The sequence below is a fragment of the Brevibacillus fulvus genome (assembly GCF_016908525.1).
Lineage (GTDB): Bacteria > Bacillota > Bacilli > Brevibacillales > Brevibacillaceae > Brevibacillus_G > Brevibacillus_G fulvus.
In genome coordinates this window covers 124,355-144,108 of record NZ_JAFBEB010000005.1, presented here as the reverse complement: position 1 = coordinate 144,108, position 19,754 = coordinate 124,355, and the positions used below count along the sequence as shown (strand labels likewise).

Sequence of the window (19,754 nt, the reverse complement as noted above, 5' to 3'; positions counted from 1 at the left end):
CGAATGGAGAGGGAGCAATTGAAAAAAATCTATGTAATCCATGAAAATAGCGAGTGGACGGTTCATTTAACGAGAAGATTGGAAGAATTGGGACTTCCCTATGAAGAGTGGTTTTTGGATCAGGGACATGTTGATTTGACCGCTGTGCCGCCGGAAGGGATTTTCTACAGCCGAATGAGCGCTTCTTCGCATACGCGGGATCACCGGTTTGCACCGGAATATACAGCAGCGGTGATCGCCTGGCTGGAGCGGAATGGCCGTACGGTATTCAACGGGAGCCGAGCGCTTCAATTGGAAGTAAGCAAAGTCGCGCAATATTTGGCGCTGAATAGCCATGGCATCCGGACGCCGAAAACGATCGCGGCGGTGGGAAAAGAACAGATTATTCAAGCGGCAGAAAAGATGGGCGGCGAATCTTTCATCACCAAGCACAATCGGGCTGGCAAGGGACTGGGGGTCCAGTTGTTCCACTCGGTTGAAGGCTTGCGTCAATACGTCAACAGTCCGGCTTTTGAAGAACCGGTTGACGGGGTCACTTTGATTCAGGAATATATCAAAGCACCGGAGCCGTACATCACCCGTTGTGAATTTATTGGCGGCCGTTTCTTCTATGCTGTGCAGGTCGATACCTCGGAAGGGTTTGAACTTTGCCCGGCCGATGCTTGTCAAATCGGCGATCTGTTCTGCCCGGTTGGGGAAGAGGTGCCAACCAAACCGAAATTCCAGATCGTCGACGGGTTCGCTGATCCGATTATCGAAAAATACGAGCGGTTTTTGGCCGATCATCAGATCAAAGTGGCCGGCATTGAATTTATTCGCAACGAAGCGGGAGAAATATACACATACGATATTAACACGAACACAAACTATAATTCAGAAGCAGAAGCAGCAGCCGGAAAGTACGGGATGCTGGAAGTGGCCAAGTTTTTGGGCAGAGAATTGGAAAAACTGTAAAGTTTGCTGGAGAGCCGGTTCCGTCGGGAGCCGGTTTTTTTTGTAGTAAATTGATGGATTGTGACTGTTATTGGTCGATTTTGAATAATTGTGATTGTTTTTGGTGGATTGTCGTCATATAATGAAGGCAAGTCACACTCACTATTTTGGGGAGGAGACCTGAACAGCATGTTGACACCGGAACGTCATCAACTGATTTTATCGCTTTTGAAAGAGAAAGAGGTTGTCCACATTCAGGAGCTTGTCGAAGCTACCGGTGCTTCCGAGTCTACGATTCGTCGCGATTTAAGCGAATTAGAGGAACAGATGCAGTTAAGGCGGGTGCATGGCGGTGCGGCCTCCGTGCAAAACAAGATTGAGGAGCCGACGATTACGGAAAAGGCGGTCAAGCATAAGGCGGAAAAGATAGCGATTGCCCGTTATGCGGCCAGTCTGGTCAAAGAGAAAGACTCGATCTTTATCGATGCCGGAACGACGACTTTTCAAATGCTGCCCTATCTGCCTGACGGCAATATCGTTGTCGTGACAAACGGGGTCGACATTGCTTTGCAGTTGGTTCGACGCTTCACCAAGACTTATCTGATTGGCGGCGAATTGAAAGCGGCTACATTATCGATGGTTGGACGGGAAGCGATCAAGACATTGAGCCAATTCCGCTTTGACAAGTGCTTTCTCGGGATGAACGGCATCGACAAGCTTCACGGCTTGACCACCCCGGACCCTGAAGAAGCTTATGTGAAGCAGCTTGCTTTGCAATATTCCGATCAAGCCTATGTACTTGGCGATTCCCGCAAGTTTTCACGCGTCACTTTTGCAAAGGTAGGAGACTTGGACCAAGTAACCGTGATAACAGATGATGGTTTGGATCAGACTGAACAGCAAGAGTACGCACGACTAACAACATTAAAAGTGGTGAAACCATGATCTACACACTAACGTTGAATCCATCGATTGATTACCATATTTGGGTCGCGCCCTTTCAGGAAGGTCAGATCAATCGCGCCCAAAAAGAATGGAAAGCTGCCGGAGGGAAAGGAATCAACGTCTCCAAAGTGTTGCAAATATTGGGGATGGACAGTACGGTTCTCGGGTATGTCGGCGGTTTTACAGGTGAATTTATACAGCAGGAATTGGAGCAAACCGGGGTTGTCCACCAATTGATCCCAATTTCCGGGGAATCTCGAATCAACGTCAAGATTAAAGCGGAGCGGGAAACCGATATTAGCGGTGTGTCGCCAGCCATTCCTGCTGAGGCCGTTGAACAACTTTGGGCACAGCTTGACCGTTTGCAAGCCGGCGATTATCTGGTGCTGGCCGGCAGTGTGCCGGAAAGTCTGCCAAGCGATATTTATCAAACGATTATGAATAAACTGGGTCCAAAAGGAGTACACCTCGTGCTCGACGCCAAGGGGAAAGCGTTGCGCAGCGGATTGTCCGAGCGTCCGTTTCTGATCAAGCCGAATCATCATGAATTGGGTGAACTGTTTGAAGTGGAGATCAGAACGCCGCAGGAAGCGGTTGCATACGGACGAAAAGCAGTGGAACTGGGGGCGCAAAATGTCATTGTTTCATTAGCGGAACAAGGAGCAGTGTTTGTTAATCGACAAGAAACGTACATTGCCCGGATTCCGACCGGCAAGTTGGTCAACTCCATTGGCGCTGGCGATTCCGTGGTGGCCGGTTTCTTGTACGCCTACAATACTGGCTCGGTCGTGAAGGACGCGTTTTCGTTTGCGGTGGCTGCCGGCAGCGCAACAGCTTTATCGGAAGGTTTTTGCACTCCCGAAAAAATCGCGGAGTTATTGCCTCAGATAACCATTTTATAAGGGGGATGTTCAGTATGGGTCAGGAGATTCGTGTCATCGATCTGTTGAAAGCAGATACCATCATTATGCGCTTGTCGGCAACCAGCAAGGAGGAAGTGCTGGATGAGTTGATTGAGAAGCTGGCTGAAGCTGGCCGTCTGCGTGACAAAGCGGAGATGAAAAAACAGATTCTTGCCCGGGAAGCGCTCGGTTCGACCGGTATTGGCGAAGGGATAGCGATCCCTCATGCCAAAACAGCGGCAGTGATTACTCCGAGCATTGCTTTTGGGTATTCGCCGGAAGGTATTGATTTTGATTCTTTGGATAAGCAGAAAGCGCACTTGTTCTTTATGATTGCCGCGACAGAAGATGCGAATCAGGCCCATCTGGAAACGCTGGCTTTGTTATCCCAAATGTTGATGGATGATGATTTTCGCCGCAGTTTGACCGAGGTCAAGAGCAAGGAAGAGTTTTTGGAACTGATAGCGAAAAAGGAACAAGAAATTCATGGCGGAGATGAAAGCGTTTCCGGTACATCTGAGAAAACCGGAACTCAAGCAGTCAAGATCGTGGCGGTGACCGCTTGCCCAACCGGGATCGCGCACACATACATGGCAGCCGATTCCCTTAAAAAGAAGGCAGCGGAGTTAGGTTTTCAGATTAAGGTAGAAACAAACGGATCAGGCGGTGTCAAGAACAAGTTGACACCGGAAGAGATTGCGGAAGCGACCGCGGTAATTGTAGCCGCCGACAAGCAGGTGGAGATGGAGCGATTTGCCGGAAAAATATTGATCGAGGTGCCGGTTGCGGAAGGGATTCGCAATGCGGAAGGTTTGCTGCAGCAAGCGGCGAGTCAAAATGCCCCTGTTTACCAAGGCGGAGGAACCTCTTCTCAAGACAAGCTGCATTCGGCCAAATCGGAGAACAAAAGCAAGCAACCCGCCTTTTACAAGCATTTGATGAACGGCGTATCCAACATGCTTCCGTTTGTCGTGGGCGGCGGAATCATTATTGCGATCAGTTTTATGTTTGGAATCCACGCTTCCGATCCCAACGATCCGACGTTTAACCCAATCGCCAAGCTGCTCTCAGATATTGGCAGCGGGGCGGCGTTTGCCCTGATGATACCGGTTTTGGCCGGGTTTATCGCCAGCAGTATCGCGGATCGGCCGGGATTTGCTCCGGGAATGGTCGGCGGCTTGATCGCTGCTCAATCGGGCGCCGGATTTTTGGGTGGACTCATTGCCGGCTTTCTGGCAGGTTATACTGTAGTTGGATTGAAAAAATTGTTTGCGGGTTTGCCGACGTCCTTGGAAGGAATTAAGCCAACCTTGCTTTACCCGTTGTTGGGAATTTTTATCACCGGCTTTATCATGCTTTACGTCGTCGCGGAACCGGTGGCGCTGGCAAATACGGCGCTGGGCAATTGGCTGGAGAATATGGGACAAGGAAACGCTGTGATTCTGGGTATTATCCTAGGGGCGATGATGGCTTTCGACATGGGAGGACCCGTCAACAAAGCGGCGTTCACCTTCGGAATTATGATGATCTCCAATGGCAACTATTTGCCGCATGCGGCCATTATGGCTGCCGGAATGACTCCGCCGTTGGGGCTGGCCTTGGCCACGACGCTGTTTCGCAAAAAATTTACGGCGGAAGAACGTCAAGCCGGCAAAACGGCCTACATCCTCGGTGCCACCTTTATTACCGAAGCGGCCATCCCGTTTGCCGCTGCCGATCCGGCCCGGGTGATCCCTTCTACGATGGTTGGTTCAGCGGTAGCCGGCGGTCTGTCGATGTTTTTTGGCTGCACGCTGCCCGCGCCGCACGGAGGAATATTCGTACTCCCCGTTGTCGGAAGTGCAGGATTGTACATTGTTTCTATTTTAGTTGGAACCGCTGTTACCGCTTTTATGTTAAACTTATTAAAGAAAGAAACAGTGGAATAAACTGGGGAACTTTCCTCTCTTAAAATTAGTAAGGAGTTGAATTTTCATGGTATCCAAAACATGCGTCATTCAAAATCCAACCGGGTTGCACGCACGTCCAGCGACTTTGTTTGTGCAAAAAGCAACCTCTTTTCCGGCGGAAGTATTTTTGACCAAAGGCACAAAACGGGCAAACGGAAAAAGCATTATGGGCTTAATGACTCTCGGCTTGGCCAAAGGTGATGAAGTGTTGCTCGAAGTAGACGGGCAGCAAGAGAATGAAGCTTTGGCAGAATTGGCCGCCATGCTGGAAACCGTATACGAATAAAGCAAGGAGCGATAGTTATGCTGCAAAAAGGGATAGCGGCAGCTCCTGGGATTGTCTTGGGGCGTGCAGTAGTTAAAAAAGCAGAAACGATCAGTTATATCCGAAAAACGATTGCTCCCGATGAAGTAGCATCAGAACTGCAACGCTTCCGGGACAGCATTCAGACGGCAAATGCCGAGCTGGATGCGATCAAGCAAAAGGCGAAGCTGGAGATGGGAGCTGAAGAAGCGCAAATCTTCGAAGCTCATCAGATGTTTTTGCAGGACCCGGAATTTGTCGGCGCGATCGAGCAAAAAATTGAGTCGGAACAAATCAATGCGGAAGCAGCACTGGAAGAAGTGCGCGACAGCTTCGTCAGCATTTTTGAAAGCATGGACAACGAATATATGCGTGAGCGGGCTGCGGACTTGCGCGATGTGAGCCAAAGAATCATGAAAAAATTGCTGGGCATCAGCGATGAGCTCGATACAGGTGTAGAAGGACCGGTAGTTCTCGTTGTGCATGATTTGACGCCATCGGACACGGCGTCGTTGGATCGAGACAAGGTGAAAGGGTTTGCCACCAACATCGGCGGACGCACCTCCCACTCGGCGATCATGGCCCGCAGCATGGAGATTCCGGCGGTCGTCGGTCTTTCCGATATTACCGAACATGTGCAAACCGGCGATTTGGTCATTGTGGACGGACTAAGCGGAGTGGTGCATATTCGCCCTGATGACGCATTGATCGCCGAATACGAGGAAAAACAGAAAGCCTATCAAAAACAAAAGGCGGAATGGGCCAAACTGCTGCATGAGCCGTCGGTTACCGCTGATGGTCGGCAAGTTGAATTGGCTGCCAATATCGGCAATCCACAGGACGCGGTTCAGGCGCTGGAAAGCGGAGCAGAAGGCATCGGGTTGTTTCGTACCGAGTTTCTTTACATGGGGAGAAACAACTTCCCGAGTGAAGAAGAACAGTTTGAAGCGTATAAGGCGGTTGCCGTCACCATGGGAGAACGCGGTGTCGTCATCCGGACGCTTGACATCGGCGGGGACAAAGAGCTGCCTTATTTGGAACTGCCCAAGGAGTTGAATCCGTTCCTCGGCTATCGTGCCATCCGCTTGTGCCTTGATCAAACGGACTTGTTCAAAACACAGCTTCGTGCTTTGCTCAGGGCCAGTGCGTTTGGCAACATTAAGATTATGTATCCGATGATTGCCACGCTTGCCGAATTGCGAAAAGCCAACAGTATACTCGAAGAGGTCAAGGCAGAGCTGCGCGATCAAAATATCGCGTTCAATGAAAAGCTGGAAGTGGGAATTATGATCGAGATTCCCGCTGCGGCTATGGTGGCAGACCTGTTGGCCAAGGAAGTGGACTTTTTCAGTATCGGTACAAACGACCTGATCCAATATACGATGGCTGCGGACCGAATGAATGAACAGGTATCGTATCTGTATCAGCCTTTTAATCCGGCTGTGCTGCGACTGATTCACCAAGTGATCGAGGCAGCGCATAAAGAAGGAAAATGGGTCGGAATGTGCGGCGAAATGGCTGGTGAAGAACTGGCGATCCCGATATTGCTGGGGTTGGGACTGGATGAATTCAGTATGAGCGCTTCCTCTATTCTCCGTGCGAGAAGCTTGTTAAAACAACTTGAATACAACAAAATGGAAGCGGTTTCCAAATATGTATTAACGTTGGGGACTGCAGAGGAAATCCGCGACTATATTCAGCAAGAAGTGTTGAACCGCCTTGCGTAACCGCTTGCCTGATGAGCATTTGTTCATCGGGCATCGTTTGTAATGGTGAGTCCGATGAGCATGATGCTCATCGGACTTTTTTATGTGCGCCAAAAAGCGGACTTAACAATAAGCAAGCAAATCATTTACATGAATGATAAACAAGCTTAAAAAAACAAGACTAATTTAGAAGTAACAAGTACATACGGCAAATCACTCGGTTGGAGCCCTTGGAGAAACCTAAGTAGAAATTCCATGATTCTTCCTATGAATTTATGGCAATTCTGTTTAGGTTTTTCTCGTAAAGAGGAGGAGGTCATCGCAATGGATCAAGCAGCCTTTTACGAACGATTGCAACATTACCGGATGATTGCTTCCGTCAAAAAACCAAATACGCTGGAAAGGGCGCTTGCCGCTAACGTAAGCGCGGCCGTATTGTCGATTGGCAATATCGGTGTGATCAAGCATTATGTCAATTTGTTCAAAAATTGCCAGATGCCAGTTTTTGTCCATTTGGAGCGCATCGGCGGGATCAGCTTCGACCGTGAGGGGATCGCGTTTCTGGCCCAATATGTAAAGCCGACAGGAATCGTGACCACACGCAATACTTTGATCAAACTGGCCAAAAAAGAAGGAATGCTGACAATTCAGCGATTGTTTTTGATCGACAGCGATTCGATCGTCTCCGGCTTGCAATCAGTTCAGGAAACGCAGCCCGATGCCGTGGAGATCATGCCGGCATTGCTGCCGGAATATATTGGCCGGTTCTCTTCTGAGTTGAATCAGCCGATTATTGCCGGGGGTTTGATTCGCGAGCGGGCACAAATGCTCGCGGCGCTGGATAAGGGAGCGGTCGCGGTTTCAGTCGGAACCCATCAGCTTTGGAAGGAGTGCCTCACCGATGAATCGACACAAATATCTGCTATTTGACCTGGATGGGACTTTGCTGGACAACCGCGAGGCAATCGTGGAGGCGGTTATGTATGCCGCTTGCAAATACGCACCTGGCTGTTATCTGGAAGAGGAATTGCGAGGACGCTTTGGCGAGACGTTTGATGATTTTCTGAATGATCTCGAGCAGCGAGCGGCGGCGCCGGTCGATCGCGTGCGGGTCTATGAAGACTATGTGCAATTTTTGCGGGAGCACCACGATCAACAAGTCAAGTTGTTTCCTTATGTTGAAGAAGGTTTATACTCACTAAAATCCCAAGGATTCCGCATGGCTGTCGTTACCAATAAACAACGGGAGTTTGCGCTGAAAGGATTGGAGCTGGCTGGTCTGTTACATCTGTTTGAAGCGGTCGTCACGTTGGATGATGTCGCGGAGGGCAAACCATCGCCCGAACCGCTGCGAAAAGCGCTCTATTTGCTGCAAGCCGAGCCGCAGGCGAGCTTGATGGTCGGCGACAGCATTTATGATTGGCAAGCAGCCAAAGCGGCAGGAGTGGAAAGTGTCCTGCTGGACTGGTATGGCGATGCGAGGCAAAAAGTGCCCGATGCTGATGATTGTTTTCCGAATTTCCGAAAGTTTGTTGACAGGCTGTTGACACCAATAATGAACGAAAGGGCGTGAGCGGATTTGGCTGAGGTGAGATTGCAGCAGGTAGTAAAAAAATACAATAATCAAACGGTTGTAAAAGGATTGGATTTGGTCATTCCAGACGGGTCGTTTACCGTGCTGGTCGGACCGTCCGGTTGCGGAAAGTCAACGACATTGCGCATGATCGCGGGCTTGGAGGAGATAACCGCAGGAGATCTGCTGATCGATGGCCAGCGGGTCAATGATCTTGCTCCAGGCAAACGCGATGTCGCCATGGTGTTCCAGAACTATGCGTTGTATCCAACGATGAACGTGTTTGACAATATCGCGTTTGGTTTGCTTAACCGCGGATTTTCCAAGAAGGATTGCAAACGAATGGTTGAGGAAATTGCCGAAATCGTCGGGCTTTCTTCCTATTTGCAGCGAAAGCCCGCCGAATTGTCCGGCGGTCAGCGACAACGCGTTGCCTTGGCCCGCGCCATGGTCAAAAAACCGCGCGTCTTTTTGATGGATGAACCGCTGTCGAATCTGGATGCCAAACTGCGCAATCAGATGCGTGTGGAACTGACCTCGCTGCATAAGCAGTTGGGAACGACTTTCATTTATGTCACCCACGATCAAGTGGAGGCGATGACGATGGGCGACCAGATCGTCGTAATGAATGAGGGCGAAATCATGCAGAAGGCCTCACCGTTTGAACTGTATCAGCAACCAGCGAATTTGTTTGTCGCCCAGTTCATCGGTTCACCAGCAATGAATATTCTCCCGACAGACAAAGAATCAATCGGATTCCGTCCGGAAAAAGCAATGCTGACCGCCGGTTCGGCCAGAACAATCCAGCCGGCCGCAGGGTTTGTCGACCATGGACGAATCGTCGCCCGCGAAATTCTCGGTTCCGATGTACTTTATTATGTCAGTGGAAGAGCAGGCAAAATCATTGCTCGAAAAGCGGCCGATGAATTGCTGGCGGAAGGGACGGAAGTGACTGTTTCCGTTGCCGCCGAGCATTTGTACCGCTTTGATCAGGAGACAGGACGGGCACTGTCTGTCGCCGCGATCAAGCAGGAAAGTTTGCCGTCGGGAGGGTTGGGCTGATGCAAAAAGCAGTTGTGGCCAACTCGGCAAATGCACCGCTGCTTCAGCAAGAAGTAGCAGTGAAAGCGGGACGGCTTACGAAAGTGCGGCCGTATCTGTACGTGCTGCCCGCTCTGCTGTTTTTCTCCGCCTTTTTCTTCATACCGATTCTTTACATCATTTACTTGAGCGTGTTCGACTGGTCATTGCTCAATTTGGAGGAAATGGAATGGGTCGGCTGGCAAAATTATGCCGACCTGCTCAGCGACGCCGACTTTCATCAGGTTTTGCTGAATACGATGCTATTCACGGTCGCTACAGTGGTATTGGGGATTGGCCTTTCCTTCTTGCTGGCGCTTTGGCTCAATCAGAAGCGAAAGCTGGTCGCAGTCGTGCAGGCTTCTGTGTTTAGCCCGCACATCATCTCGCTTGTTTCGGTATCGATGCTGTGGATGTGGCTGATGGACCCGCAATACGGATTGCTCAACGCCCTGCTTGAGTTTATCGGACTGCCGGCTTACACGTGGCTGGCTGATACGAAAAGCGCGCTGCTTTCATTGGTTTTGGTCAGCGTTTGGAAGGTCGTCGGCTACAATACCATCGTGTTTATCGCCGGATTGCAAAGCATCCCCAAGGATTTGTACGAAGCGGCGGCGCTTGACCGATCTACACGGTGGCAAACGCTAAGACGCATCACCATCCCGATGCTTTCGCCGACTTTGTTTTTCTTGTTGATTACCAATACCATCTCCTCCTTTCAAGTGTTTGACACGATCTCGATTATGACGCAAGGGGGTCCTGTCAACAGTACAAACATGCTGGTCTACTACATTTACGAACAAGGAATGGACTATTACAACGGCGGTCTGGCCTCGGCGGCATCTGTCATCCTGCTCGGGCTGGTCGGGCTATTGACTGTATTCCATTTCTGGACGATGCGCAAACGGGTTCACTATCGATGAACAGGAAGGAGGATCACCATGCACCAATCGACACGAGTTGCAGCGAGATGGATCGAAGCGGTCTTGTTGGTCGCTGTCGCGCTTGTCTTTGTCTTTCCGTTTCTTTGGATGTTTTTAACTGCATTTAAGACAATGCCTGAGGTGTATCAGTTTCCGCCTACCTGGTTGCCGGAAACGTGGCAATTTGCCAACTTTGAGACGGCATGGAGCTCGGGACCGTTTTTACGCTATGTCATCAACAGCGTTCTCGTCGCGATCGGCGTATTGATTATTCAATTGCTGACGGCTGTCCCGGCGGCATACGCCTTTGCCCGCTACCGGTTTCGCGGTCGCAACTTCCTGTTTGGCCTGGCATTGATCGCTTTGATGATCCCGCCGCAAGTGATCTTTTTGCCTATCTATGTGGAATTAAGCCATATGGGGCTGATCAATACGCTGTGGTCGCTGGTTTTGCCTTATGGCGCCAGTGCGTTCGGGATCTTCTTGTTGCGTCAAGCCTTTATGCAGGTGCCGGACGAAGTGATTGAAGCAGCCCGGCTGGATAGCGCTTCGGAATGGAAAATCATGTGGCGCGTCATGGTGCCGATGGCAAAACCGGTGTTGGTTACCTTTGGGTTGTTCAGCTTTATTTATCACTGGAACGATTACTTTTGGCCGCTGATTATGACCAACAGCGACGAAGTGCGAACTTTGCCGGTAGGCATTACGATGCTGAAGGCAGCGGAAGGCGGAAAGCAGTGGAATGTGATTATGGCCGGCAACATGATGCTCGTTCTGCCGATCCTGGCGATCTTCTTCTTTGCCCAGCGCCATATCATGAAAGCATTTGTCTATCAATCCAAATAGGTGTTTATGGAGTTTTCCATGATCATAAAAAACTGAGAGTAATATTGGGAGGTTTTTTTGGTGAAAAAGTGGAATATGTCGGCACTAGCTTGTGTAGTGGGCTTGACTGCCCTGCTAACCGGATGCGGTTCAGACAAAGCAGCAACAGGCGGTAATGCAGCGGCGGGAAGCGGGCAACAGAGCGGAACCGAACAGGCGCAGCCTGTGCAGATTGATTTCTGGTATGCGCTGGGAGGAAAAAATGGCGAATTGATCGAGAGTATGGTCAAAGAGTTTAACGATACGCATAAGGATATTGTTGTAAAACCGGCTTACCAAGGCGATTACTATCAAAACCATGCCAAAGTGCTGGCGGCAATCTCCGCCGGCAACCAGCCTGATGTGACAATGGTCGAGGTCGGTTCGATCGGGGCGTTCGCCGAGGCCAAAGCGCTGGAAGACCTGCAGCCCTACGCGGCCGACACCATTGATCGATATATTCCAGGCCTGTTGGGGAACTCTTATTGGAAAGACAAACTGTACGCGATTCCATTTAACCGTTCCACTCCATTGCTGTATTTGAACCGTGACATGCTCAAGGCGGCAGGACTTGATCCAAACGGTCCGAAATCTTGGGAGGAGCTGCACGAATATGCGCAAAAATTAACCAAGTCGGAAGGCGGCAAAACATCCGTATACGGTTTCTCCACTCCGATCGACATCTGGTTCTATGAAGCTTTGGTGATTGAAAGCGGCGGATCGATTCTGAGCGAAGACGGCAAACAATTGGCGATCAACAGTGAAGCAGGCAAAGCGCCGCTTGAATTCTGGACCAATATGATCAAAGAAGGAGTCATGAAGGCTCCGCCAGGGGAGAAGTACAACGCCTGGGATGTGGCCAAACAAGATTTCGTCAACCAAAAGGTGGGGATGATCTTTACCTCCACGGGTGATTTGAAAGGGTTGAGCGAAAGCGCCAAATTTGACGTAGGGGCAGCCTTCATGCCGGCGAACAAAGAATATGGCGCGCCTACCGGCGGAGCCAACCTGGTCATTTTGGCCAAGTCTCCGGATGCAGAGAAAAAAGCTGCCTGGGAGTTTGTCAAATGGATGACCGACACGCCGCAATCGATCAAATGGTCGACGCAAACCGGCTATATGCCTGTGACCAAAGAAGCCGTCGAGTCCGAGGAAATGAAAAAATACTACGAAACGGCGCCAAACTTTGAAGTGGCAGTAAAACAATTGGAATACGCCAAAGCGCGTCCGATGGTGCCCGCTTACAAAGAAGTGCAGGAAATCATCATGACCGAGCTGCAACGCGCTGTGCTGAACCAGGCAACTGCGGATGAGGCTTTGCAAAATGCTGTGGACAAGAGCAACAAACTGCTGAAATAAACGGATGAGGTGAGAAGCATGAACAGATGCATGGCCCATCGCGGCTGGTCGGGCAAAGCCCCGGAAAATACGTTGGCAGCGATCAACCTGGCTTTGTCCGAACCGGCAATCGGCGCGATCGAGATCGACGTGCAGATTACAAAAGACGGCATTCCGGTTTTGATGCACGATTTTACGCTGGAGCGGACGACCAATGGCCAAGGCTTGCTGAAAGATTTTACGTATGAGCAATTGTCTGCCCTCGATGCAGGAAGCTGGTTTGGCGAAGCGTACAGCGGAGAACGCATTCCCGCATTGGAACAAGTACTGCAAGCCGTCAAAGGGAAATGCCGCCTCAATATCGAGCTAAAGACAGCAGGCGGTTTGTACCCCGACATTGCGCCAAAAGTGGTGCAACTGGTAGAGAAATATGAAATGAAGGAACAGGTCATGATCACGTCTTTTGACCACGAAACGATCAAGCAAGTCGGGGAATTGGACCCATCCTTGACAACCGGACTGATTATTTTGGGGCAACCGGTGCTGCTCGATGAACAGCTGCGGGCGACAGGCGCAACGATCCTGTCGATGGGCTATCCGTATCTGACCAAAGAGTTCGTTCAGCAAAGCATCGCCAAAGGACAAACGGTGATCGCCTGGACGGTTGATGACCAGCAGGAGATAGCCAAACTGATGAGCTGGCATCCTGAACTGCTGATTTGTACCAACCATCCGGATCGAATGATTTCTTTATTGGCATAAGGGCAAGACGGGAAACGAAAAACGAAAAACCTCCTTGTCGGCAGATGGAGCCGAACGGGAGGTTTTTCACCGTATTAGTAGATGGTTTGCTCAAGCAGGGCGGAAACAAGGATGCCAAAGAGCATGCACAGGATGGCAAACCCGACATTCCAGCCCGCGATTCGGTATGGACTGATCCGCAACTCACTCGTCAGCATTGAAACCGACAGATTGAACGGACTGTACATGACCGGGGACAGCGCACAGGTAATGATCACAATCGCAAGCGGCATACCGGCAACCTCGGGCAAAACCGGGAGCAAAAACTGCAGCAAGAAGGTCAGCGACACCAACGAATGGAGCCCGATGAATGAAGTCAGCAGAAAGTATCCTGCGATCAGCAAGTACAAGACAAAAGGCGTTTGGGCTGCTGCGAGAAACACTGGTTCCAGAAAAGACAGCAGACCGGACAGGGAGAGCATATCAACAAACAGCCCAGCGCTCAAAAACATGAAAAAGAAATCGGCCAACCCGTTTGTTCGCTGTTTCCAGTAAGGAGCGGCCAGCGCCAGATAACTTTTTGCTTTTCTGCTTGCCGCTGCCCACAGAAAGGAAAAGGGAATAAGCAGCAGAACGACGGAAAACAGGAAACCGCGCTCGACAATATGCTGAACAAGACTGACGAGCAGGACAAAGACCAGCAGCATGCCGAGCAAATGCAGCATTTTTTTGGACACATGCGCGGACTTGCTCCGGCTTTCTTTGGCCAACGGAATGGAGATATTTTTGTAACGGAACCCCGAGAGCGCCCAATCGATCAGCAGGACGGCCAGGACGTTGAAGACGATGATCGGAAGCAGCCAGTAATAAGGAGTTTGCGTAAAGTCAACCGTCAAGCTGACGAGAACCTCCATTGGACTCCACATCAGACACAAAGCATAGGAACGAAGCAAACTATTGCTGAAAAACTTGTCAGTATCCCGCTTGGGCAACATCTGCAGCGAAGGCTCCAGGGAGCGGGTCAACAACGGAATTGCGGCGATGTTCAAAAAGATGCCGAGAAAGTGGCAAACGAGCGAACTGCGCTTATATAACGCAGGCATTGCAGTCACGCGATCTTGCAAAAACTGGCTGAGATTCTTGTCGTAACGCCCCACCCGGATCAGCGAATGAATAAAAGGCAGCACGAGAAAAAAGGAGAGCAGCCCCAACATGGTTTGAAAGTGCAGGAAAATCGAGTGCCAAACGAGCCCGTTCCAGAAAAACAGAAGCAGGCCAAGGAGAAGAAAGACGAAGCCGGAAACCCGGTACAACCCTCTGGCATAAACAGCGGATATGCCAAGCGCCAACACCGCTATCACCCCTGTGGCATAATCAAGCGTGGGCTGAAACAAAAATTGATTGATGATATACAAGAGGATCAGAAGCGTATACAGGACAAGTCGCATGTGAAAACACCCCTTCTGCAAGCTGAACATTGCCACTATTCGGAAAATTGGATTGACAACATTTTCATAAGGATACTATAATCCATGTAGATCGATCTACTGTAAAAAATCTTTTTGCAATATTTTTGTTTGTTTAAAGTAGATCGATCCATCAATTTCGCAACAATATATTTTGTCAGGAAACGGGGCAAGTGAAATGGGGAAATTAACTAAGACAACATGGTGGTGGGATAAAGGTGTTGGAGTTATTTTTACAGAAGCCATACGAGCTGCAATTGAGAGAAGCGGGGCCTGCACCGTCTCCAACGGGCGATGAAGTGAAAATCAAAGTGATCTATGGAGGTATCTGTGGATCTGATTTGGGGGTGTTTCAAGGAAAACTGCGGCATGCCATCTATCCGCTAAGGCCAGGCCATGAACTGGTGGGAAGAGTGATCAAGGCGGGCAGCGCGGCTTCCATTCCGGTTGGAACGCGGGTTGTCGTCTTGCCGAATACGTTTTGCGGCAAGTGCAGTTACTGTCGCCGCGGCAAAACCAATATTTGTGAGAATAAACAGTCGCTTGGTGTCAATGCAGACGGCGGGTTTGCCCAGGAGTTTCTTATTTCTTCCCGTTATGTTTTGCCGATTCCTGATGACCTGTCCGATCAAAAAGCGGTATTGATCGAGCCTTTCGCTGTGGTTGTGCATGCTCTGCAAAAAGTCCGCCTTGGCAAAGACTGTACGGTTTGCGTCGTTGGTTGCGGCAACGAGGGGATGTTGGCGGCGGCGCTGGCCAGCCATTTGGGGGCAAAGGTGACGGCAATTGACATTAACCCGCGGAAACTGGATTTGGTAAGCAAACTCGGCGAGGGTATTCAGGCAGTTTTGCCACAGGCGGTACAACAGGCAACTTTTGATGTGGTCATTGAGGCGGGGGGAACCAAAGGCGCCGTTGAGCAGGGAATTCAGCTTGTTCGTCCGGGTGGGGAGATGGTTGTGATCGGACTTGCGCAGGAAGCGATTTTGCCGGTGGCACATATGGTTCGCAATGAATTAACTTTGTTCGGAACGATTATTTACAATTTTCCCGACGATTATTTACGGGCGATCGACTATCTGCTCGACCCCTCCTTTCGCGCTGATGCCATCATATCTTTGACGCTGCCGATTACTGCTTATCGGCAAGCATTTGAAAGCGCTTTAACTGGCGATCATGGAAAAATTATACTGGACTTTAAGGGGGTTTGAACAAAATGAAACGAGTAATGAAAATGAACTGGAACCGGATGCCAAAAATTATAATTGTCTCTTTGTTATCTTCCATGCTTGCCTTAACGGGCTGTTCTACGCAAACGGCCAATCCGTCCGTTCAAAGCGGGGCACAGAACACCGCCGGCCAAAACACGGCCAGCCCGACGGAAGCAAGAGTGATGAAGCTGGCTGTCGTTACCGCAAAAGACAGGTCGCTGACCAAGGGGCTGGAAAAGTTCGGCGAGATTTTGGAGAAAGAGTCAGGCGGCTCTATCAAGGTTGAGGTGTACCCGGACGGACAACTGGGTGGTGACCGTGCCGTGTTTGACGCGATGAAAGTGGGCACGATCCAAGGCTCTACCATGTCAAGCGGGCCGATCGCCGTCGATGCCAAACGTTTCAACGCATTGGATTTGCCTTTCCTGTTCAAGGATGAGCAAACTGCCTATGAAATTTTGGATGGACCCATCGGCAAGGAACTGCTTGACGATCTTCCGGCGGTGGGCGTAATCGGTTTGAACTACTGGGAAAACGGATTCCGCAATTTGACCAACGGCAAGAGAGAAGTAAAGAGGGTGGAAGATATTGCAGGCCTGAAAATCAGGACGCTGGAAAACGATTTGCATCTTGACATGTGGAAGCAACTGGGGGCGATTCCGACGCCGATGGCGTTTACCGAGCTGTTTACCGCGCTGGAACAAGGCGTCGTTGACGGTCAGGAAAATCCGGCGGGCAACGTCACAACCTCCAAATTTTACGAGGTGCAAAAATACTATACGAAGACAGGGCACGTATACAATGCCAGCCCGTTCTTGATCAGCAAGAAGTTTTGGGATTCCCTGTCGGATCAAGAAAAAGAATGGGTAACCAAGGCGGCCGAAGAGGCGAAAGTGTATCAGCGCCAATTAAATCAGGAAGAGACACGACAAGCCGAGGAGTTTCTCGCCAAAAACGGCATGGTGGTTACGGAACTGAGCGACGAAGAAAGGAAGCGGTTCGTTGAGAAGGTTCAACCTGTCTACGACAAATACGCCAGCGAACTGGGCGAAGATTTTGTCAAGAAGTTGAAGCAAGCCAATCAGTAAGGCGGCAAGGGAGAAAAAACGTAAGGAGGTGTCAGCAGGAGGGCCCTCCTTACGATATTTGCACAAGGCTGTCGTCCGTGGCGGCAGACCGATCGGTTGGGAGGGAGCATCCTTGGGAAAAGTTTTTGGCCTTATATCCAAGCTGGCGGACTTGTTGATGGCGGTCTGCTTGGCCGCCATGGCGATTCTCGTATTTTTCAATGTGGTGCTGCGCTACGCTTTCCATTCGGGGATCGCCTGGTCAGAGGAAATGTCCCGCATTTTGTTCGTGTGGCTTACGTTTCTCGGAGCGATTGGCGCATTAAAAGATAATCAGCATCTCGGGGTGGACATGTTTGTGAGAAAATTGCCGCTGCCGGCAAAACGGATCATCTTTTTCATCGGTAACTTGATTATTCTTTACGTGCTCTGGCTTGTGTTCGACGGCAGTTGGAAAACGGCACTGGTCAGTACGAATGCCCTCTCTCCCGCGACCGGACTGCCGATGTCGTACATTTATGGCATCGGAATTGTAATGAGCGTTGCCATGGCTCTTATTATTTTGCTAAACCTGTACCGCGTGTTATTTCAAAGAGAATTTGTTCCGTTTCAAACCGTAAACGGATCGGAAGAGGAATTGCTGCAGTCCAGTCAGTTGGACTGGGAAACGCAGCAAAAACAGGCATCAGTTGGGGGGAGCGGCTCATGTCATTAGTTGTGTTTGTCAGTTCTCTGGTTGGCGTGATGGCGCTGGGCATTCCGATTGCCATGGCCTTGCTGGTCAGCGGCGTGGCCTTAATGATTTACCTGGACATTTTCGACAGTCAGATCATTGCGCAAAATTTGATCAATGGCGCAAACAGCTTTCCGATGTTGGCCGTGCCCTTTTTCATTTTGGCCGGCGAGCTGATGAACGAAGGCGGAATCTCCAAGCGAATCATCAATTTTGCGATGTCTATCTTTGGCCATATCCGCGGCGGTCTCGGCTATGTAGCGATCGTTGCCAGCGTGCTGTTCGCAGGTTTATCCGGCTCGGCTGTCGCGGATACGGCGGCGCTTGGCGCGATTCTGATCCCGATGATGGTCAAGGCGGGGTACAACCGCAATCGTTCCACCGGCCTGCTTGCCGCTGGCGGCATCATCGCGCCGTTGATTCCGCCCAGTATTCCGTTCATCATTTTTGGCGTCTCGAGCGGTGTCTCGATCACAAAATTGTTTATCGCCGGAATCGTGCCCGGGCTGATGATTGGGCTTGGGCTTATGTTGATCTGGTGGTTGCTCATGCGCAAAGACAAGGTGGAAGTGTATCCGCGCAAATCGTGGAGGGATATTTGGCAAGCGGCTCGTCAAGCCATCTGGGCGCTGCTTCTGCCTGTCATTATTATCGCTGGGCTGCGCGGCGGAATCTTCACGCCTACGGAAGCTGCTGTCGTCGCCGCTTTTTATGCGCTGTTGGTCGGATTGCTGATCTATCGGGAATTGAACTGGAGAAGTTTGTACAACGTGTTGGTGGCAGCGGCAAAAACCTCCAGTGTCGTGATGTTTCTCGTCGCTGCTGCAATGGTAACCGCCTGGCTGATAACCGTCGCGAATGTTCCGGCAGCGATGGGAGAATTGCTTGAACCGCTGATTGACAACCCGTTGCTTCTCCTGCTTGTCATCAATGCGCTGGTGCTATTGGTAGGAACGGCAATGGATTCGACTCCGACTATTCTCATTCTTACCCCGGTATTGATGCCGATTATCAAAATGGCTGGAATTGATCCGGTGTATTTCGGTGTGCTGTTTGTGTTGAACAACTGTATCGGTTTGCTCACACCGCCTGTCGGAACCGTCCTGAACGTCGCCTGCGGAGTTGGCAAGATCGGTCTGGAAGAGATCATGAAAGGGATCTGGCCGTTTTTATTGCTGGAAGTCATTATCCTGCTCCTGCTTACACTATTCCCCTCGCTTGTTTTGGTACCGCTTGAATGGTTGACGTAAGATGAACGGAACGGAGCGCGGTGTGCCATAAACAAAGACTCGTCGGGAATAATGGCAGGATGCGACGGCTTCCTTAATCGTTCGCGGCAGTAAAAAGAAAATCTCCCTCTGGCAAAGGCGGAACGTATTTCGATCCGTTTTGAAGAGGGAGACGGTGTCAACCGAATCTAGTCGCGATTGGGCTGGTATAAATCCCAGGCCAATTTGATCGATTCGACGATTTGCTCGGCGGCCGTTTCAGCATCGATTTGGTTGGTGGAGATTTTGGAATGATGAATGGCATAGGCCGATTTTCTGCTCAAGAACAATTCCTCGATTTGATCGAGTGTTTTGTTCTGCAAGATGGGCCTGCTGTCAATGATCAGGGGAATGCGTTCCTTCCACGACTCCCAGGACAAATCAATAAAGTAGACGATGCAGTGCGACAGACACACTTTGCGCACATCCTCGTTCAAATAAGCCCCGCCGCCCAGAGAAATGATCTTCAGGCGCGTATTTGTGCAAAGCGAGACGATCAGGTCCCGTTCCATCTGGCGAAATACCGGCTCCCCCAACTCTTGGAATATTTGCGGTACCGGCCTATTGTGGCGTTTCTCCAGTTCCTGGTCAATATCGATAAAATCGCGGTAGAGCTTTTTGGCAACGAGCTTTCCAATTGTCGTTTTGCCCGCCCCCATGAAACCGATGAAAACAATATTCCGTTCGCGAATCGGTATTTCCGTATGTTCAGTCATCTTTAACTCTCTTCCTATCGATTTATGTTTTGTTG

At 50.4% G+C, this 19,754-nt stretch carries 19 protein-coding genes; 17 read left to right on the top strand and 2 right to left on the bottom strand.

The window, feature by feature from the left end; all coding sequences use genetic code 11:
* Positions 1 to 18: 18 nt before the first annotated feature.
* From JOD01_RS09230 to JOD01_RS09170, 13 genes are all read left to right on the top strand, one after another.
* Positions 19 to 954 carry an ATP-grasp domain-containing protein gene (locus tag JOD01_RS09230; RefSeq protein ID WP_204518031.1) on the top strand — a complete coding sequence of 312 codons (936 nt, stop codon included), beginning with the start codon at positions 19 to 21 and terminating at the stop codon, positions 952 to 954.
* Between the two features lie 168 nt (positions 955 to 1,122).
* Entirely contained in the window at positions 1,123 to 1,878 is a 756-nt protein-coding gene (locus JOD01_RS09225; protein ID WP_204518030.1) for a DeoR/GlpR family DNA-binding transcription regulator, read from the top strand.
* Positions 1,875 to 2,780: a 1-phosphofructokinase gene (gene pfkB, locus JOD01_RS09220; RefSeq protein WP_204518029.1), complete on the top strand. Its 906-nt coding sequence runs from the start codon at positions 1,875 to 1,877 to the stop codon at positions 2,778 to 2,780. Before JOD01_RS09225 ends, pfkB begins: the two co-directional genes overlap by 4 nt.
* Positions 2,781 to 2,794: 14 nt before the next feature.
* On the top strand, positions 2,795 to 4,708 hold the full coding sequence (locus JOD01_RS09215; protein ID WP_204518028.1) for a PTS fructose transporter subunit IIABC: 1,914 nt from the start codon (positions 2,795 to 2,797) through the stop codon (positions 4,706 to 4,708).
* Between the two features lie 46 nt (positions 4,709 to 4,754).
* Positions 4,755 to 5,015, top strand: a complete 261-nt coding sequence (locus JOD01_RS09210) for an HPr family phosphocarrier protein (protein ID WP_204518027.1) — start codon at positions 4,755 to 4,757, stop codon at positions 5,013 to 5,015.
* A 17-nt stretch (positions 5,016 to 5,032) separates the two neighbouring features.
* On the top strand, positions 5,033 to 6,760 hold the full coding sequence (ptsP, locus tag JOD01_RS09205; protein WP_204518026.1) for a phosphoenolpyruvate--protein phosphotransferase: 1,728 nt from the start codon (positions 5,033 to 5,035) through the stop codon (positions 6,758 to 6,760).
* 303 nt (positions 6,761 to 7,063) lie between these two features.
* Complete coding sequence (locus tag JOD01_RS09200; RefSeq protein WP_204518025.1) at positions 7,064 to 7,669, top strand: glycerol-3-phosphate responsive antiterminator; 606 nt, start codon at positions 7,064 to 7,066, stop codon at positions 7,667 to 7,669.
* Positions 7,641 to 8,312, top strand: coding sequence for an HAD family hydrolase (locus JOD01_RS09195; protein WP_204518024.1), 672 nt, complete (start codon positions 7,641 to 7,643; stop codon positions 8,310 to 8,312). Before JOD01_RS09200 ends, JOD01_RS09195 begins: the two co-directional genes overlap by 29 nt.
* 6 nt (positions 8,313 to 8,318) lie before the next feature.
* A complete protein-coding gene (locus JOD01_RS09190) occupies positions 8,319 to 9,374 on the top strand; it encodes an ABC transporter ATP-binding protein (protein ID WP_204518023.1) in 1,056 nt (351 codons plus the stop codon).
* Positions 9,374 to 10,315 (top strand): carbohydrate ABC transporter permease, encoded by a 942-nt coding sequence (locus JOD01_RS09185; protein ID WP_204518022.1) that lies wholly within the window; start codon positions 9,374 to 9,376, stop codon positions 10,313 to 10,315. Before JOD01_RS09190 ends, JOD01_RS09185 begins: the two co-directional genes overlap by 1 nt.
* Positions 10,316 to 10,333: 18 nt before the next feature.
* Positions 10,334 to 11,161, top strand: a complete 828-nt coding sequence (locus tag JOD01_RS09180; protein ID WP_204518021.1) for a carbohydrate ABC transporter permease — start codon at positions 10,334 to 10,336, stop codon at positions 11,159 to 11,161.
* A 75-nt stretch (positions 11,162 to 11,236) separates the two neighbouring features.
* Complete coding sequence (locus tag JOD01_RS09175; protein ID WP_204518149.1) at positions 11,237 to 12,538, top strand: ABC transporter substrate-binding protein; 1,302 nt, start codon at positions 11,237 to 11,239, stop codon at positions 12,536 to 12,538.
* A gap of 18 nt (positions 12,539 to 12,556) precedes the next feature.
* Positions 12,557 to 13,279, top strand: a complete 723-nt coding sequence (locus tag JOD01_RS09170) for a glycerophosphodiester phosphodiesterase (protein WP_204518020.1) — start codon at positions 12,557 to 12,559, stop codon at positions 13,277 to 13,279.
* Positions 13,280 to 13,353: 74 nt separating this feature from the next.
* On the opposite strand, the gene JOD01_RS09165 is transcribed toward JOD01_RS09170, so the two are convergent.
* The gene (locus JOD01_RS09165) at positions 13,354 to 14,706 is read right to left on the bottom strand and encodes a hypothetical protein (RefSeq protein WP_204518019.1); all 1,353 of its coding nucleotides are present in this window, start codon (positions 14,704 to 14,706) and stop codon (positions 13,354 to 13,356) included.
* Between the two features lie 236 nt (positions 14,707 to 14,942).
* Between JOD01_RS09165 and JOD01_RS09160 the strand changes: the two genes are divergently transcribed.
* The 4 genes from JOD01_RS09160 to JOD01_RS09145 all read left to right on the top strand — a co-directional run bounded on the left by JOD01_RS09160 (position 14,943) and on the right by JOD01_RS09145 (position 18,985).
* Complete coding sequence (locus JOD01_RS09160) at positions 14,943 to 15,935, top strand: alcohol dehydrogenase catalytic domain-containing protein (protein WP_204518018.1); 993 nt, start codon at positions 14,943 to 14,945, stop codon at positions 15,933 to 15,935.
* A gap of 5 nt (positions 15,936 to 15,940) precedes the next feature.
* Positions 15,941 to 17,023: a TRAP transporter substrate-binding protein gene (locus tag JOD01_RS09155; RefSeq protein ID WP_239565342.1), complete on the top strand. Its 1,083-nt coding sequence runs from the start codon at positions 15,941 to 15,943 to the stop codon at positions 17,021 to 17,023.
* 112 nt (positions 17,024 to 17,135) lie between these two features.
* Positions 17,136 to 17,717 (top strand): TRAP transporter small permease, encoded by a 582-nt coding sequence (locus JOD01_RS09150; protein WP_239565341.1) that lies wholly within the window; start codon positions 17,136 to 17,138, stop codon positions 17,715 to 17,717.
* Positions 17,708 to 18,985, top strand: a complete 1,278-nt coding sequence (locus JOD01_RS09145; protein WP_204518017.1) for a TRAP transporter large permease — start codon at positions 17,708 to 17,710, stop codon at positions 18,983 to 18,985. The genes JOD01_RS09150 and JOD01_RS09145 overlap by 10 nt, the downstream gene beginning before the upstream one ends.
* 167 nt (positions 18,986 to 19,152) lie before the next feature.
* Here the strand turns inward: JOD01_RS09145 and JOD01_RS09140 are convergent, their stop codons facing one another.
* The gene (locus tag JOD01_RS09140) at positions 19,153 to 19,719 is read right to left on the bottom strand and encodes a shikimate kinase (protein WP_204518016.1); all 567 of its coding nucleotides are present in this window, start codon (positions 19,717 to 19,719) and stop codon (positions 19,153 to 19,155) included.
* Between the last annotated feature and the right edge of the window lie 35 nt (positions 19,720 to 19,754).